This window comes from Alcaligenes sp. PF14 (assembly GCF_037150615.1).
GTDB lineage: Bacteria > Pseudomonadota > Gammaproteobacteria > Burkholderiales > Burkholderiaceae_B > Alcaligenes > Alcaligenes phenolicus.
On the sequence record NZ_JBAGRS010000008.1, the window covers coordinates 1 to 15,425 of the forward strand.

The 15,425-nt window shown below is 58.0% G+C and carries 11 protein-coding genes; 6 read left to right on the plus strand and 5 right to left on the minus strand.

What is annotated here, in order from left to right:
* Nucleotides 1–119 precede the first annotated feature (119 nt).
* Genes WFM49_RS16270 through WFM49_RS16290 form a run of 5 tightly spaced genes read right to left on the minus strand, consistent with a single transcriptional unit; the run spans nt 120 to nt 6,076 of the window.
* Complete coding sequence (locus WFM49_RS16270; RefSeq protein ID WP_250755744.1) at nt 120–731, minus strand: SCO family protein; 612 nt, start codon at nt 729–731, stop codon at nt 120–122.
* Between the two features lie 15 nt (nt 732–746).
* Complete coding sequence (locus tag WFM49_RS16275; RefSeq protein ID WP_254499179.1) at nt 747–2,819, minus strand: M3 family metallopeptidase; 2,073 nt, start codon at nt 2,817–2,819, stop codon at nt 747–749.
* 15 nt (nt 2,820–2,834) lie between these two features.
* On the minus strand, nt 2,835–3,698 hold the full coding sequence (gene folD, locus WFM49_RS16280) for a bifunctional methylenetetrahydrofolate dehydrogenase/methenyltetrahydrofolate cyclohydrolase FolD (RefSeq protein WP_026483301.1): 864 nt from the start codon (nt 3,696–3,698) through the stop codon (nt 2,835–2,837).
* Nucleotides 3,699–4,322: a response regulator transcription factor gene (locus WFM49_RS16285; protein ID WP_042480818.1), complete on the minus strand. Its 624-nt coding sequence runs from the start codon at nt 4,320–4,322 to the stop codon at nt 3,699–3,701.
* Nucleotides 4,319–6,076, minus strand: coding sequence for a PAS domain-containing sensor histidine kinase (locus WFM49_RS16290; protein WP_009457049.1), 1,758 nt, complete (start codon nt 6,074–6,076; stop codon nt 4,319–4,321). The genes WFM49_RS16285 and WFM49_RS16290 overlap by 4 nt, the downstream gene beginning before the upstream one ends.
* A gap of 267 nt (nt 6,077–6,343) precedes the next feature.
* On the opposite strand from WFM49_RS16290, the gene aceE reads away from it, so the two are divergent.
* From aceE to WFM49_RS16320, 6 genes are all read left to right on the plus strand, one after another.
* Nucleotides 6,344–9,052 carry a pyruvate dehydrogenase (acetyl-transferring), homodimeric type gene (gene aceE / locus WFM49_RS16295; RefSeq protein ID WP_021446547.1) on the plus strand — a complete coding sequence of 903 codons (2,709 nt, stop codon included), beginning with the start codon at nt 6,344–6,346 and terminating at the stop codon, nt 9,050–9,052.
* 11 nt (nt 9,053–9,063) lie between these two features.
* On the plus strand, nt 9,064–10,764 hold the full coding sequence (aceF, locus tag WFM49_RS16300) for a dihydrolipoyllysine-residue acetyltransferase (protein ID WP_021446548.1): 1,701 nt from the start codon (nt 9,064–9,066) through the stop codon (nt 10,762–10,764).
* A 9-nt stretch (nt 10,765–10,773) separates the two neighbouring features.
* The gene (gene lpdA / locus WFM49_RS16305) at nt 10,774–12,552 is read left to right on the plus strand and encodes a dihydrolipoyl dehydrogenase (RefSeq protein ID WP_336974330.1); all 1,779 of its coding nucleotides are present in this window, start codon (nt 10,774–10,776) and stop codon (nt 12,550–12,552) included.
* Nucleotides 12,553–12,644: 92 nt separating this feature from the next.
* Nucleotides 12,645–14,036, plus strand: coding sequence for a bifunctional tetrahydrofolate synthase/dihydrofolate synthase (gene folC, locus WFM49_RS16310; protein WP_009457032.1), 1,392 nt, complete (start codon nt 12,645–12,647; stop codon nt 14,034–14,036).
* Between the two features lie 38 nt (nt 14,037–14,074).
* Nucleotides 14,075–14,917: an SPOR domain-containing protein gene (locus WFM49_RS16315; RefSeq protein WP_250755741.1), complete on the plus strand. Its 843-nt coding sequence runs from the start codon at nt 14,075–14,077 to the stop codon at nt 14,915–14,917.
* Nucleotides 14,914–15,402, plus strand: a complete 489-nt coding sequence (locus tag WFM49_RS16320) for a CvpA family protein (RefSeq protein WP_009457028.1) — start codon at nt 14,914–14,916, stop codon at nt 15,400–15,402. The genes WFM49_RS16315 and WFM49_RS16320 overlap by 4 nt, the downstream gene beginning before the upstream one ends.
* Nucleotides 15,403–15,425: the final 23 nt, after the last annotated feature.

The window sequence follows — 15,425 nt, forward strand, 5'->3', positions numbered from 1 at the left end:
TTGTTGTTGTTGTTGTTGTTGTTGTTGTTGTTGTTGTTGTTGTTGTTGTTGTTGTTGTTGTTGTGCTGAGGGCGCTGTTGGCCAGTCTGATCTGAGGTTTGATTCAGGCCCAAGCCCGCTTAGTTCAGCAGACTGCGTACCCCATCCGCCAGAACCTGCACCGACTCGGTATCCGGTGCTAGATATCGCGCTCGGCCTTGCTGATCGAAGATATATACGCCACGGCTGTGCGAGACCTCGTAGTTTTCGGGTGCTTTGGGATCGGGTTTTTCAATCTGGAAGGCCACTCGGTAACGACGGGCCAGATCGGCAATCTGCTTTTCAGAGCCTGTCAGGCCTGTGGTGTGCTTGCCATCAAAGGCGGCCACATAACGGGCCAGGGAGTCGGGTGTATCGCGGTGGGGGTCCACACTGACAAAGATGATGCGCACCTGCTCGGCATCGTTCCCCAGCTCTTCCATGACCAGGCCCAGTTGAGCCAAGGTGGTGGGGCAAATATCCGGGCAACTGGCATAGCCAAAAAACATCATGACGACGTTATCCTTGAAGTCATCCTGGGTGACGGTTTTGGGGCCAGCGGCTTGCAGGGAAAAACGCAGATCGGGCAGGAAGCCACGTACGGGATGCAGATTGGCAGCGGCAGCGCTGCCTAGCAGGAACAAGCCCAGCGCCAGTGTCAGGCCAAACTGTTTAAACAAGACAAGAATGGACTTTACTGGGCTGGGTGTCATGGACGTCCTCTGGGTTCAAGCTGGCTCTGGAGTGAGCCCGCTGTGACGGAGCAGGGCGGTAATGGAAGGATCGCGGCCACGGAAAGCCCGGAAGGAGTCGGCAGCCGGGCGTTCGCCCCCTACGGACAAAATCTCGCGCCAGAAGCGATGGCCCGTATTGCTGTCGAGGGTATCACGTGCTCCATCCGAGTGGGTATAGGCTTTTTCCTCAAAGGCCGAGTAGGCGTCGGCGGACAGGACTTCAGCCCATTTGTAGCTGTAGTAACCCGCGCCGTAGCCACCCGCAAACAAGTGTGAGAACTGATGCGGGAAACGGTGCCACTCAGGCGGAAACAGCACGGCGACTTCCTGGCGAACCTGATCCAGAATCTCCATGACGGCTTCAATGCTCAGACCGCTGTCACGCGAGTGGATCAGCATGTCAAACAGGGAGAACTCCAGCTGGCGCACCATTTGCATGCCGCTTTGGAAGTTGCGGGCCAGATTGAGCTTGTTGTAGAGCGCACGGGGCAGATGCTCACCGGTTTCCACATGGGCCGTCAACATTTGCACCACAGGCCATTCCCAGCAGAAATTTTCCATGAACTGCGAAGGCAATTCGATGGCGTCCCATTCCACGGCGGAGAAGGCCGAGGCGGCTGGATCATCCACACGCGAGAGCAGAGTGTGCAGGGCGTGGCCGGACTCGTGGAACAGGGTGATCACATCGTCATGCGTGAGCAGGGCGGGGCGACCGGGCTGGGGTTCGGCAAAATTGCATACCAGGTAGGCAATAGGCAGGCACAGCTGTTCACCCAGGCGGCGACGGCTGCGTTCGCTATCGACCCAGGCACCGCCTTGCTTGCCCTGGCGGGCGTGCAGGTCCATGTACAGATAACCCAGAACTTTGCCGTCGGAAGCCATGACTTCAAAGGGGCGTACGGCAGGATGCCAGGCAGGCACGTCGGCGGCGCGCAGTGTCACGTCAAACAAGCGCTGAATGACTTTGAACAGGCCGTTCAGAACGGCGGGTTCCGTGAAGTACTGTTTGACCTCGTCTTCCGAGTAGGCGTAGCGCTGTTCACGCAGGCGTTCAGCGCTGAACGGCACATCCCAGGCTTGCAGGGTGTCCAGGCCCAGCTCCTTTTTGGCGAAGGCTTGCAGCTCGTCCAGGTCCTGGCGGGCGTAAGGGCGAGCCTTGGCAGCCAGATCGCGCAAGAAGCTCATCACCTGTTCCGGGGTGTCGGCCATGCGGGTTTCCAGACGCATATGGGCGTAGCTGGCAAAACCGAGCAGGCTGGCTTCCTGGGCACGCAGATCCAGCAGCGTTTCAATCGCCTGGGAATTATCAAACTGGGCATCGCCCTGATCGGAGGCAATGGTGGTGTAGGCCCGGTACATCAACTCACGCAAGGTCTGGTTGCGTGCGTATTGCATGACAGGCAGGTAGCAAGGCATTTTCAATGTCAGACGCCAGCCTTGCTGATCGTGTTCCTGAGCAGCGCGTTGGGCGGCGGCCAGCACGTCGTCCGGGATGCCGTCCAGTTCGGCCTGGTCGGTGACCAGGTAATGCCACTGATCAATCGCATCCAGTACATGCTCGGAGAACTGCTGCGAGGTTTGCGCCAGCTCTTCGGAAATACGGGCGTAGTCTTCACGCGCCTGACCTTCCAGTTGCACGCCGCTCAAGCGGAAATCACGCAGGGCCAGGGTAATGATGCGTTGGCGCTGGGGCGTCAGGGTGGCAAAGGCCGGGCTGTCGGCCAGCGCCTGATAACGCAGGAACAAAGGACGGTTCAAGCCCACCCAGGTCGAGAACTCGCTCATGCGCGGCAGGCACTGGTTGTACACCGTGCGCAGTTCGGGCGTGTTGACGACCGAGTTCAGGTGACCGGCCACCGACCAGGCGCGATACAAGGTTTCGGTGGCGTCGGTAATGGGCTCGACGATGTTGTCCCAAGTGGGTTCGCTATCGTCGTTGGAGACTGTGTCTACGGCTTGGCGGGCCAAGGCCAGCAGTTGGTCCACCGCCTGCTCGATGTGCTCGGGCTGGATGGCGGGATAGTCAATAAGGCTGTCGATAGGAACCAGTAAGGGATTTGTCGTCATAAACCGTTGATTAAATTAAAGACTGATGTTGGCCGAACGTTCGGCCGCTTCCAAGGTGTTGACCAGCAGCATGGCAATGGTCATGGGGCCCACGCCGCCGGGTACGGGCGTAATGGCCGAGGCCACTTCGCTGGCACTGGCAAAGTCCACGTCGCCGCACAGCTTGCCGTCTGCTCCGCGATTGATACCCACGTCGATCACGACGGCACCGGGCTTGACCATATCGCCGGTAATGATGCCAGGGCGGCCTACAGCAGCGACCAGCACATCGGCACGGCGTGTCTGGGCGGCCAGATCGCGCGTTTTGGAGTTACAGAGGGTGACGGTAGCGCCCGCAGCCAGCAAGAGCATGGCCATGGGTTTGCCCACGATATTGCTGGCGCCCACGACTACGGCTTCTGCACCGCGCAGTGCCACGTTTTCGGATTCCAGCATTTTCATGACACCGTAGGGCGTGCAAGGTGCAAATAGCGGCTTGCCCGTCATGAGCATGCCAGCATTGCTGACGTGAAAACCGTCAACGTCCTTGTGCGGTGCAATGGTTTCAATCACCTTGTGCTCGTCCAGATGGGCGGGCAGGGGCAACTGAACCAGAATGCCGTGCACCGAGCTGTCCTGATTCAAACGAGTGATCAGGGCAAGCAGCTTGGTTTCGGTGGTGTCGGCAGGCAGACGGATGATTTCGGATTTCAGGCCAGCGGCTTCGCATGCCAGGCCCTTGTTGCGTACATAGACCTGGGAGGCCGGATCTTCACCGACCAGCACCACGGTCAAACCGGCTTGAATGCCGTGGGTTTGTTTCAGCTTGGCAACGCGTTCTGCAACGTCCGCCTTGATGGCGGTGGACAGCTTTTTTCCATCAATAATGCGAGCACTCATTTACGCATCCTCGGACTTGGTGAGGGCGATTTTCATGAGGTCGGCAACCGTAGTGACTTCCAGTTTTTCCATGATATTGGCGCGATGCGCTTCGACAGTTTTAATGCTGATGTTCAAGTCCCCAGCAATCTGCTTGTTCAGGCGACCGGCAACAATGCGTTCCAGCACTTGCTGCTCGCGCGCTGTCAGGCGGCCCAGGACTTCTTGTTGATCTTTCTGTGCCTGCGCTTGGGAGGCACGAGCCGTAGCCTGTTCGATCATGCGGCTGACGATGGTGCGCAGATCGGCTTCGTTAAAGGGTTTTTCCAGAAAGTCGATAGCGCCTTTCTTCATGGTGCTCACGGCCATGGGTACGTCACCGTGGCCGGTAATGAACACAATCGGGATGTTCGACTTGCGAGCGATCAGGGCTTCCTGCAGCTCCAGGCCGCTCATGCCGGGCATGCGCACGTCCACAATCAGGACAGCCACCTGGGCCGGGTCGTAGGCGCCCAGAAACTCTTCGCCCGATGCAAAGCAGCGGACCCGATAGCCGTTAGCTTCCAGGAGCCAGCGCAAGGAGTCCCGTACGGCTTCGTCGTCATCGACTACGTAAATGGTGCATGGCATTTGCGGGCTGGTCATTCGGGTATCTCCAGTTTGTTATCAAGGGTGTCCGTTACATCCGGTGCCGCACAAGGTAGACTGAAACGGAAAATCGTTCCACCCTCTGGATTGCCGACAGCCCACAGGCGGCCGTGATGCGATTCAATAATTGTGCGACAGATATTCAGGCCCATCCCAAGGCCTTCGGACTTGGTACTGTAAAACGGTTCAAAGAGGCGCTCGGGGTCTTTCAAGCCATGACCGCGATCGATGACGGCCATCTCCAAAAGCGATTCTTGTTGGGTAATCACCAATTGAAGCACATGATGCTCGCTGTGTTCCATGGCTTCGATCCCATTTTTGAGCAGATTCAATAATACCTGTTCTATGAGAATGGGGTCGGCAATGACGTCAGGAACGGGGTCCGGAATGCTCAATTCAATCTCGATCTGGCGCTTGCGGGCGTCGATTTCGGCAAAGCCGACGGCATTTTCCACAATACGCATGACCTTGACGCGGACGCGGCGCGGTTCGCTACGTTTCACGAATTCACGAATACGGCTGATGATCTTGCCCGCGCGCTCGGCTTGCTGGGCCGCTTTTTCCAGTGCGGCCAGCAAGGTTTCAGGCTGGTAGCGACCGGATTTCAGCATGGCTACTGCGCCCATGCTGTAGTTATTGATGGCCGTCAGCGGCTGGTTCAATTCGTGCGCCAGCGAGGAGGCCATTTCGCCCATGGTGGTCAGGCGGCTGGTCAGCTGCACCTTTTCCTGCTGAATGCGCGAGGCTTCTTCGTGCTTGCGGCGGTCGGTAATATCGCGCGCCACTTGCAGACGGACACGGCGGCCGTCTGTCCAGGCCAGCATACGGTGATGAACTTCGAACCAGCGAGCCGCCGATTCGGAGTAGATCTCTACGGTTTCATCCGTAAAACGACCCAGGCGGCCACCCAGCAATTCAGCGTGGCCATTGGATTGGGCGCCAAAGAAACGACGATAGGTACGGTTGGCAAACAGCAGTTCCAGACCTTCCGATGTATCGGCCACCACGGAAATGGCATCATCCAGACCTTCCAGCACCGTCATGAAGCGTTCATGGGCGGCGGTCAGGGCTTCGCGAATACGCTTGGGTTCGGTAATGTCCGTCATGGAAGTCATCCAGCCGATCTGCTCTCCATTAGGGGCACGCAAGGGCGAGACATACATACGGGCCGTAAAGCGCGAGCCATCACGGCGCTGAGCCTCCACTTCCAGACCACTGCTGGGCGTGCGGCCGGACAGCAAAAGGTCCAGGGTTTCCTGGTGTTGTTGGTGACGACCGGGTAGCCAGTAAGGGAAGGGGGCGGTGCGACCGACCAGATCGGCCTCGTTCCAGCCGATCATTCTGCAAAAAGCCGGGTTCACATAAGCAATGCGGCCCTGCATGTCAAAAACGCGCATCCCCGTGGACATGGAGTTTTCCATGGCACGCCGGAAACCCGTCTCGGCGGTTTGTGCTGCCTCGGCGTGGGTGCGGAAGCGGGTATAGCGCCACAGGGCCAGCAAGCTGACCACAATCACCAGGGACAGGGCCAGAATCACCATCATCAGGCGTTGCTGGCGCGTTTCCTGATCGATGGTCACAAACATGACGCTATCGTTCTGCAAACGCTGCAGCCACAGGAATACCCCCATGACACAGAGGTAGAGAAACAGCACGACAACCGGTGTCAGCCAATAGAATCCACGCCGATTCTGCTTGGCCTGATCATAGAAGGTTGAAGGGATCAGAGACTTTTTGGGATGAGTAGCCATAACAGCAAGAAAAGAAGTATGGCTGGATTGTAATGTAGGGCTATTTTTTTTAGTGATATTTCGTATTATGAAAACACATACCATAAAATGAAATTTTGCTTGAGCGTTTCTGTGTTCTTTCCTAGAATGGTTTGGTGCAGGCGTACCCCGCCTTGAACGCTCACAGTCCGCAAAACCCGCTTCGGTCAGGATCGCTTTACTTCTTATTAGATGGGCGGCTCAGCGTCGAGCAAGACCGGACTACTACCACATATATGGAGACACTATATGTCCTCAACCCAAGACAATAGTTCGGCTCAGGTCAGTCAAGACCAAGCCCTAGAAACAAAAGAGTGGCTTGACGCCCTGGAAGCAGTGGTGGACCGTGAAGGCCCGGCCCGTGCTCATGATCTGATCGAAAAGCTGATCGATCTGGCCCGTCGCTCCGGTGCTCACATCCCGTTCTCGCCCAACACGGCTTACGAGAACACGATTCCTCCCGGTCTGGAACCTGCCCACCCTGGCAATCTGATGCTCGAAGAGCGTATCCGTTCCTACATTCGCTGGAACGCCATGGCCATGGTGGTGCGCGCCAACCGCGAAACCCCTCCTGATGGCGGTGGTCTGGGCGGTCACATTGCCTCCTTTGCTTCGCTGGCCACCATGATTGGCTGCGGTCAGAACCACTTCTGGCACGCTGAAACCGAAGATCACGGCGGCGACATGGTGTTCTTCCAGGGCCATTCCTCGCCCGGTATTTACGCCCGCGCCTTCATGGAAGGCCGTATCTCCGAAGATCAACTGAATAACTTCCGTCAGGAAGTTGATGGTAAAGGCCTGCCATCCTACCCGCATCCCAAGTTGATGCCCGAATTCTGGCAGTTCCCCACCGTATCCATGGGTCTGGGCCCATTGATGGCGATCTACCAGGCTCGTTTCCTGAAGTACCTGCATGCCCGTGGCATCGCTGATACCAGCGGCCGTAAAGTCTGGGTGTTCCTGGGCGACGGCGAGATGGACGAACCCGAATCCCTGGGCGCCATCGGTCTGGCAGCACGTGAAAAACTGGACAACCTGATTTTCATCGTGAACTGTAACTTGCAGCGTCTGGACGGTCCTGTACGCGGTAACGGCAAGATCATCCAGGAGCTGGAAGGTACCTTCCGTGGTGCTGGCTGGAACGTGCTGAAACTGATCTGGGGCGGTTACTGGGATCCATTGCTGGCCCGTGACAAGGAAGGCATCCTGCGCAAGGTCATGGAAGAAACCGTGGACGGCGAATACCAGGCCTACAAGGCCAACGACGGTGCCTATGTTCGCGAGCACTTCTTTGGCAAGCACCCCAAGCTGCTGGAAATGGTCAGCCGCATGAGCGACGAGGACATCTGGCGTCTGAACCGTGGCGGTCACGATCCTCACAAGGTGTACGCTGCGTTTGACGCTGCCACCAAGCACGAAGGTCAGCCTACCGTTATTCTGGCCAAGACCATCAAGGGCTACGGCATGGGCCACGTGGGCCAGGCCAAGAACCCATCGCACCAACAAAAGAGCCTGGATCTGGACGCCGTGCGCGAATTCCGCGACCGTTTCAACATCCCGGTTCCTGATGACAAACTGGAAGAGCTGCCTTACTTCAAGCCCGCTGATGACTCTCCAGAAATGCAGTACCTGCACGCCCGCCGTCAGGCATTGGGCGGCTACTTGCCCAAGCGTCGCACCAAGGCCGATGAACAGCTGACCGTGCCGACCCTGGACGCATTCAAGCCCATGCTGGAAGCCACTGCCGAAGGCCGTGAGATTTCCACGACGCAAGCGTTTGTGCGCTTTTTCAACACCTTGCTGCGCGACAAGCAAGTGGGTCCTCGTGCCGTACCTATCCTGGCAGACGAATCCCGTACCTTTGGTATGGAAGGTCTGTTCCGTCAGATCGGTATTTACGCACCGGAAGGCCAGAAGTACACCCCGGTCGATAAAGACCAGGTCATGTACTACCGCGAAACGGCCAATGGTCAGTTGTTGCAGGAAGGTATTAACGAACAGGGTGCTTTCAGCTCCTGGATTGCGGCGGCCACGTCGTACTCCAACAGCAACCGCATCATGATTCCGTTCTTCATTTACTACTCCATGTTCGGCTTCCAGCGCTTTGGCGATCTGGCCTGGGCAGCGGGTGACATGAAGGCACGCGGTTTCGTGCTGGGCGGCACTGCCGGTCGCACCACCTTGAACGGTGAAGGTTTGCAGCACGAAGATGGCCATAGCCATATTCAGTCCTCGCTGATTCCTAACTGCGTATCCTACGACCCCACCTTCGCTCACGAAGTGGCTGTCATCATGCAGCATGGTTTGAAGCGCATGGTTCAGGACCAGGAAGACGTGTACTACTACGTCACCCTGATGAACGAGAACTACGCTCAGCCCGGTCTGGTCGAAGGCGACGAAGACGGCATCCTGCGCGGTATGTACAAGTTCAAGTCCGTGGCCAAGGACAGCAAGCTGCGCGTTCAGCTGATGGGTTCGGGCACGATTTTGCGCGAAGTGATCGCAGCACAGGAACTGCTGGAAAAAGACTGGGGCATTGGCTCCGACGTTTGGAGCGTGACCAGCTTTACCGAACTGCGTCGTGATGGTCTGGATTGCGAACGCGCTGCGCTGTTGAATCCTGAAGGTAAGGATCTGCCCGTGCCTTACGTGACGACTCAACTGGCTAAAACGGACGGTCCTATCGTGGTCTCCACCGACTACGTCAAGGCCTTTGGCGACCAGATTCGTCCGTTCGTGCCTAAGGATCGCACCTTCAAAGTGTTGGGCACCGATGGTTTTGGCCGCTCCGACTACCGCTTCAAGCTGCGCGAGCACTTTGAGGTTGATCGTCACTTTGTGGTGCTGGCTGCTCTGCGCGCGCTGGCTGAAGACGGCAAGCTTCCGTTCAGCAAAGCGTCCGAGGCGATTGCCAAATACGGCATCAATCCTTCCAAGGCCAACCCGCAGCACGCATAAGGGACTGAACCATGAGCAATATCATTCAAGTCAAAATCCCGGATATCGGTGCTGACGACGCTGTCGAAGTGATCGAAATCCTGGTCAAGGAAGGCGAGACCATTGAGGTCGAGCAAAGTCTGATTACCGTGGAGTCCGACAAGGCCTCCATGGAAATCCCCTCGTCCGATGCTGGCGTGGTCAAGTCGATCAAGGTCAAGCTGGGCGACAAGGTTAAGGAAGGCAGTCTGGTTCTGGAACTTGAAGCCGCCGAAGGCGCGCAGGCCGCGCCTGCCGCTGAGCCTGCCAAGGCCGAAGCTGCTCCCGCTCCTGAAGCTGAAGCTGCGCCCGCAGCGGCTCCTGCCGCTGCCGCGGCAGCCCCGGCCGGTGGTGAACAGCAAGTTACCGTTCAAGTGCCTGACATTGGCGACGCCCGCGATGTGGACGTTATCGAAATCATGGTGCAAGTGGGTGACACCATTGAAGTGGATCAAAGCCTGATCACCGTGGAGTCGGACAAGGCTTCCATGGAAGTGCCGTCCTCCCACGCCGGTGTGGTGACGGCCATCAAAGTGAAACTGGGTGACAAGGTCAGCCAGGGTAGTGACATTCTGGAACTGACAGTGCAAGGAGCTGCTGCAGCCCCGGCACCAGCCAAGGCCGAGGCTGCTCCCGCCCCTAAAGCCGAACCTGCTCCTGCAGCAGCGGCCGCTCCTGCTGCCAGCTCCTCGGTGGTGGTCGGTGCTGGTGCGCCGGCTCCAGAGCGTGTTTCGCCCACTGCCGCTTTTGCGGAAACCGAAGGCTCCTTGCGCAATCTGCCGCATGCCTCGCCTAGCGTACGCAAGTTCGCTCGCGAGCTGGGTGTGGATCTGACCAAGGTTCATGGCTCGGGCGATAAAGGCCGTATTACGGCTGACGACGTGCGTGGCTTTGTGAAGCAGGTCATGGCGGGCGGCGCTGCTCCGGTTATTGCTGCCGGTACCGCTGCTCAAGTGGGCGGTCTGGATGTGCTGGCCTGGCCCAAGGTCGATTTTGCCAAGTTTGGCCCAGTCGAAACGCAGGCCCTCTCGCGCATCAAGAAGATTTCGGGCGCCAACCTGCATCGCAACTGGGTCATGATTCCTCATGTCACCAATAACGATGTGGCTGACATCACCTCTTTGGAAGCCCTGCGTAAAGAGCTGAACGAGGAATACAAGAAGTCCGGCGCTCGCGTCACCATGCTGGCTTTCGTCATCAAGGCTGCCGTAGCTGCCCTGAAGAAATTCCCCGAGTTCAACGCTTCGCTGGACGGCGACAATCTGGTGCTCAAGCAGTACTACCATATTGGTTTTGCAGCTGACACGCCTAACGGTCTGGTTGTGCCGGTTATCCGTGATGCCGACAAGAAAGGCATTCTGGACATCGCTCGCGAAACGGGCGAACTGGCTGCCGCTGCCCGTGATGGCAAGCTGAGCGCAGCCCAGATGCAAGGCGGTTGCTTCACCATTTCCTCGCTGGGCGGTATTGGCGGTACGGACTTCACACCCATTATCAATGCGCCGGAAGTGGCCATTCTGGGTCTGTCGCGTTCCTCCATGCAGCCAGTCTGGAATGGCAAGGAATTCGAGCCACGCCTGATGCTGCCTCTGTCCCTGTCCTACGACCACCGCGTTATCGATGGTGCCGCTGCCGCCCGTTTCAATGCCTTCCTGGCAACGATGCTGGCCGACTTCCGTCGCATCGCACTGTAAGGAGTTGTCATGAGTCTGATTGATCTGACGGTCCCGGATATCGGCGACTCCGGTGAGGTAGATGTCATCGAAGTGCTGGTGCAAGTCGGCGATACGGTCGAGGTCGAGCAAAGCCTGATCACCGTGGAGTCCGACAAGGCCTCCATGGAAATTCCTGCCGCTCAGGCAGGGGTGATCAAGGAGTTGCTGGTCAAAGTGGGTGACAAAGTCTCCCAGGGTTCGGCCATTGCCAAGATTGAAGCGTCCGAGAGCCAAGCCGCTCCCGCTGCAGCACCCGCTAAACAAGAAGAAGCGCCTAAAGCAGCGGCGGCTCCGGCCGCTGCCGCTCCGGCTGCGGCACCTGCTCCGCAGGCGGCCAGCCATCAGGGCGGCGCGGATGATTCCGTGGATGTGGTCGTTCTGGGCGCGGGCCCAGGCGGTTACAACGCGGCCTTCCGAGCGGCTGACCTGGGCCTGAAAGTGGCTCTGGTCGAGCGCTACAGCACCTTGGGTGGCGTGTGTTTGAATGTGGGTTGTATTCCTTCCAAGGCCTTGCTGCACACCGTAGCGGTCTACGAGGAAGCCAAGTCCCTGGCAACACACGGTATCAAGTTCGGTGAAGCGCAAATCGATATCGACGCGCTGCGCGATTACAAGAACAAGGTGATCGGCAAGCTGACCGGTGGCCTGGCTGGTATGGCCAAGGGCCGCAAGGTACAGGTTGTGGTCGGTAACGGCCAATTCCTGGACCCCAACCACATCGAAGTGACCGCCAACGACGGCACCAAGAAAGTGATCAAGTTCGGCTCGGCCATTATTGCGGCCGGTAGCCAGTCGGTAAAACTGCCATTCCTGCCTGACGATCCACGCGTGGTGGACTCCACCGGCGCGCTGGAACTGAAGTCTGTGCCCAAGCGCATGCTGATCGTGGGTGGTGGCATCATCGGTCTGGAAATGGGTACGGTGTACTCGGCTCTGGGTGCACGCCTGGACGTGGTGGAAATGCAAACTGGCTTGATGCCAGGAGCAGACCGCGACGTGGTCAAGGTGTGGGAGAAGATGAACAAGCACCGCTTTGATCACATGATGCTGGAAACCAGCACCGTGGCCGCCGAAGCGCGCGAAGATGGTATTTGGGTGACCTTCGAGGGCAAGAATGCTCCGGCCGAGCCGCAGCGTTACGACCTGGTTCTGCAAGCCGTGGGCCGTTCGCCCAATGGCAAGAAGATCGGTGTCGAGAAGGCCGGTGTGCAGGTGACAGATCGTGGCTTCATCCCGGTTGACAAGCAACAGCGCACCAACGTGCCGCACATCTATGCGATTGGCGACATTGTGGGTCAGCCCATGCTGGCACATAAGGCCGAGCACGAAGCGCACGTGGCTGCTGAAGTCATCGCCGGTGAAAAATCCTTCTTTGATGCCCGCGTGATTCCTTCGGTGGCTTACACCGATCCGGAAATCGCCTGGGTGGGTTTGACAGAAGATCAGGCCAAGAAAGACGGCATCAAGGTCGAGAAGGGCGTGTTCCCATGGGCTGCCTCGGGTCGTGCCATCGCCAACAACCGCGACGAAGGCTTTACCAAGGTTCTGTTCGATGCTGAAACCCACCGTATCGTGGGTGGCGGTATCGTCGGTACCAATGCGGGCGAGCTGATTGGCGAGCTGGTTCTGGCTATCGAAATGGGTGTGGACCCGGTCGATCTGGCCAAATCCATCCACCCGCACCCCACCTTGTGCGAGTCGGTCAGCAAGGCTGCTGCCGTCGCAGAAGGGACGTGCACGGACTTGCCACCCACACGTCGCAAGTAATACCAGTATTCGCCTGATAGTTAAGGCGTATTGGATCACGGCAGGTGCTATCATCAGCGCCTGCCGTTTTTATTTTGTAATTGGTGTTGTCCATGACTCATCCTGTTCTGAAAGCCGACTCCTCGCTGAGTGACTGGCTGTCCTATCTGGAAACTTTGCATCCCTCGGCCATTGATCTGGGCCTGGGCCGGATTCGCGAGGTTGCTCAACGTCTGAACATCAAACTGGATTCTGTCGTCATTACGGTGGGGGGCACCAACGGCAAAGGTTCGACCTGCGCCATGCTGGAAGCGATTTTGCTGGCCGCCGCGTACAAGGTAGGCGTGTACGCCTCTCCGCATCTGGTGCGCTATAACGAACGCATTCGCTTGAATGGCGAGATGGCCGAAGATGCGCAGATCACGGCGCAATTTGCCCGTATCAACGAAGCTCGTGGCGATCTGACCCTGACTTATTTTGAATTTTCCACGCTGGCTGCCTTGTTGCTGTTCCAGGAGCAGCGTGTTGATGTCGCGGTGCTGGAAGTGGGCCTGGGTGGTCGCCTCGATGCCGTCAACATCATTGATGCGGACTGTTCCATCATTACCAGCATTGATATCGACCATGCTGAGTACCTGGGCAATACCCGTGAACAGGTGGCCTGGGAGAAAGCCCATATTTTCCGTGCCGATCGTCCTGCGATCTGTGCCGACCCCGTGCCACCACAGACCATGCTGGATTACGCCAAGGAAATTGGTGCCCAATTGTGGCTGTTTGGCAAAGATTTCAACTATTCCGGCGACCGTCAGCAATGGGCTTACGGTGGCCGCAATCAGCGCCGCGCTGCCCTGGCTTACCCGGCCTTGCGTGGAGCGAATCAGCTGCTGAATGCTTCTGCGGCATTAGCTGCGCTGGAGTCGCTGCACCCACGTTTGGCTGTGCCTGCGCAAGCTGTACGTGCCGGCTTGCTGCGTGCTCACATGCCTGGCCGCTTCCAGATTCAACCTGGCCAGCCTTGTGTGATTTTTGACGTGGCCCACAATCCCCATGCGGCGGCTGCCTTGGCGCAGAACCTGGACAATATGCCGCCTTACCCCAAGACGATTGCCGTCGTGGGTATGTACAAGGACAAGGATGTGGACGGCGTGATCGCCCGCATGGCTACCCGTATCGACCACTGGATGTGTGCCAGTCTGGAAGGCCCACGCAGCATGTCGGGTGAAGAATTGGCCAATCATGTACGCGCTGTTCTGGCCAGTGGTCAGACGCCTGATGATGTGTTGGCACCCGAGGCCGAATCCGGCTCGCATCGCCCAGGTGTTCGGCCGGTTGCCCGCGCTTCGGTCAGTAAAGAGTCAGCGGTCGTATCCAGTTACAACAGTCCTCAGCTCGCTTACGAGGCGGCGTTAAAAGAGGCCAGTGACAATGATAGAATTGTCGTGTTTGGCTCGTTTGCGACAGTAGGACCAATACTTGAAGCCGCAAACGACCGTTCATCTTCCTGAATATCAGTAAGACTGCTTATTTCATAGGTCTAGGGCTCATGGGTTTATTTTCACGTAACGATACTTCCTCATCGTCGGGTCGCCGCGGCAGTGCTTCCAGCGATTCACAATTATCGGAACTGCGTGGACGGGCTCGCCGCCGTCTGATCGGTGCGCTGGCTCTGGTTCTGGCCGTCGTCGTGCTGGTGCCCATGCTGACCGCCGACAAGACCCCACCTGAGCCCGAGCAGTCTTTGGCCCTGGGGCCCATCGGTCAGACAACGGGGCAGGGCACGGTGCAGACTCGTCCTGGCGAGCTGGTGGTGCAAGAAGGCACGCCTGCTCCTGTCATCGAACAACCTGACGAGCCGCTGGTCACTGATCCTTCCACCAGTACCGACGGTGGTCTGGCCGTGGTCAATCCCGGTCTGGAAACTGATCCTGCTCCTGTCACGACACCTAGCACTCCCGCTGCGCCGCCGCCCGTGACCACACGTCCAGAGCCGCCCAAGCCGGTTGAGAAGCCCAAGCCTGTCGAAAAACCCAAGCCAAGCCCAGCGCCTGCACAAAATGGCCGTACCGATGACGGCTCCTACGCGCTGGCCCTGCTGGAAGGCCGTGTACCGAGTAAACCAGCCCCTGCTGCTGCTAAACCTGCTACGCAACAAGGCAACTTCATTTTGCAGATTGTCGCCTATTCCAACCAGAACGATGCCCAGTCGCGTCGTGATCAGCTGGTATCGGCCGGCGTGACCAATGCCTATGTAGAGACGGCACAAAGTGGTGGCAAGCCAACCTATCGTTTGCGTGTGGGGCCATTCCCCACCCGTGAAGCGGCTCAGGCAGCCCAGGCCCGCTTGCGCTCGCTCGGTTACGAGAACAGTTTTATCTCGGCTAAGTGAGCAGCTTCGACTATATCGTCCTTGGAATTGTGGGTGTATCAGGCCTTCTGGGCCTGATACGCGGATTGATCAAGGAAGTTCTTTCGCTCAGCGCCTATTTGCTGGCCTTCATGGCCGCAATCTGGTGGGGGCCACGCACATCAGGCTGGATACAAGTCTGGGTAGAAAACGGCTTATTACGTACGGCTTTGGCCTACGGAGCCGTTTTTTTTATGGTCTTGCTGCTGGTGGGCCTGTTGAACATGCTGTTGGCCAGCTTGATCGAGCAAACGGGTTTGACGCCCGCCGATCATGGCTTGGGCGGCCTGTTCGGACTGGCTCGCGGGGTGCTGCTGGTGCTGATTCTGGTCATCCTGGCCGGGCATACCGATTTACCTAAGGAACCGTGGTGGGAGCAGGCCAAGCTGGCCGAGCCTGCGATCCGCGCGGTGCAGTCGATTAAGGCCATGCTGCCGCCGTCTCTGGCAGAATGGCTGCCTTATTGAGAACACACTAACGGGAACCAATC

What these genes read in the sequence shown, in the direction of transcription:
- WFM49_RS16270 (WP_250755744.1), bottom strand. Translation starts at nt 731, where the DNA reads ATGACACCCAGCCCAGTAAAGTCCATTCTTGTCTTGTTTAAACAGTTT.
- WFM49_RS16275 (WP_254499179.1), bottom strand. Translation starts at nt 2,819, where the DNA reads ATGACGACAAATCCCTTACTGGTTCCTATCGACAGCCTTATTGACTAT.
- folD (WP_026483301.1), bottom strand. Translation starts at nt 3,698, where the DNA reads ATGAGTGCTCGCATTATTGATGGAAAAAAGCTGTCCACCGCCATCAAG.
- WFM49_RS16285 (WP_042480818.1), bottom strand. Translation starts at nt 4,322, where the DNA reads ATGACCAGCCCGCAAATGCCATGCACCATTTACGTAGTCGATGACGAC.
- WFM49_RS16290 (WP_009457049.1), bottom strand. Translation starts at nt 6,076, where the DNA reads ATGGCTACTCATCCCAAAAAGTCTCTGATCCCTTCAACCTTCTATGAT.
- aceE (WP_021446547.1), top strand. Translation starts at nt 6,344, where the DNA reads ATGTCCTCAACCCAAGACAATAGTTCGGCTCAGGTCAGTCAAGACCAA.
- aceF (WP_021446548.1), top strand. Translation starts at nt 9,064, where the DNA reads ATGAGCAATATCATTCAAGTCAAAATCCCGGATATCGGTGCTGACGAC.
- lpdA (WP_336974330.1), top strand. Translation starts at nt 10,774, where the DNA reads ATGAGTCTGATTGATCTGACGGTCCCGGATATCGGCGACTCCGGTGAG.
- folC (WP_009457032.1), top strand. Translation starts at nt 12,645, where the DNA reads ATGACTCATCCTGTTCTGAAAGCCGACTCCTCGCTGAGTGACTGGCTG.
- WFM49_RS16315 (WP_250755741.1), top strand. Translation starts at nt 14,075, where the DNA reads ATGGGTTTATTTTCACGTAACGATACTTCCTCATCGTCGGGTCGCCGC.